Consider the following 1,017-nt stretch of genomic DNA (forward strand, 5'->3'; position numbering starts at 1 on the left):
GCCGCCCGGTCCGGGTCCGGCCGGCCCACCACCCGCAGGGCCAGCCCCGGCCACCCGGCCAGGCGGCGCAGGTTGGCGGTGTGCGCCAGCTCCGGGTGCGGGTGCGCCGGAAGCAGCCGCAGCAGCGGCGCGTCCGCCCGTACCGTGCCGTCGGGTGACAGCTCCCGTACGAGGAGGTGCTCGCCGGCCGCGCCCGCCACCTCGACCGCGCAGCCCAGCAGGCCCGGCTCGGCGTCCTGCGCGAGCAGCTCGGCGACGGCCTCGGCCGCCGGGCGGGCGAAGAGGGCGGCGAGCGGCTCCCGGTCCCAGGAGACGCCGGGTACGGGTGTCGCCCGCACCCCGCGCCCGGCGCCGAGCCGCCCGTCGGCGGAGACCGTCGCGCCCGTGATGCGCAGGCCCCCGCGGGCGAGCCCGGCGTGGTCGAGCACACCGCCGCCCAGGGCCACGGAGGCGGCCCCCGCGCCCCGGGCACGGGCGAGCCCGCCGGGGCGGACGTCCGACAGCGAGTACGGGACGCCGTCCGCGCCGAGGAGGTGGGTGACCACGCCCCCGTAGCCGGTCGCGGTCAGTACGGGCTCCCGGCACAGGCCGTGGACCCGCAGGCCGCCCCCGGAGGCGTAGGCGCGCCGGGCGCTCCCGGTCAGGCCGGGACCGCCCGTACCGGCGGCGAGCAGCGCGGCGGTGCGCAGCAGCGCCTCGAAGGCGGCGGCCAGGTCGGCCAGCCGCTGCCCCGCGCCGCGCTCCCGCGCGGCCCGAAGCCCCCGCACCACCCGCAGGGCGGCGGCCTCGGCACCGGGCAGCCCGGCGACCCGCGCGGTGTGCGCGGCCCGCAACAGCTCGGCCTGCACCACGGCACCCCCGGCGGCCACCCCGGCGGCGAGCGCCTCGGCCCCGACACCCCACAACGCGGCCCCGGCCCGCACCTGCGCGGCCGTGGGCGTCGAGGAGGGCCGTCAAGGGCATCAAGACCCAGTTCGTCCTCGACGCGCTGGTCAACAAGGAGAAGCTGGGCGTCAA

Annotated in this window: 1 pseudogene; it reads right to left on the minus strand. The window is 80.8% G+C overall.

Annotated elements, in window-relative coordinates:
- Positions 1–923, minus strand: a pseudogene (locus AB0O29_RS36455) (hypothetical protein); the annotation flags it as partial.
- Positions 924–1,017 lie beyond the last annotated feature (94 nt).

The sequence above is a fragment of the Streptomyces sp. NPDC089915 genome (assembly GCF_040684675.1).
In the GTDB taxonomy this organism is placed as follows: Bacteria; Actinomycetota; Actinomycetes; order Streptomycetales; family Streptomycetaceae; genus Streptomyces.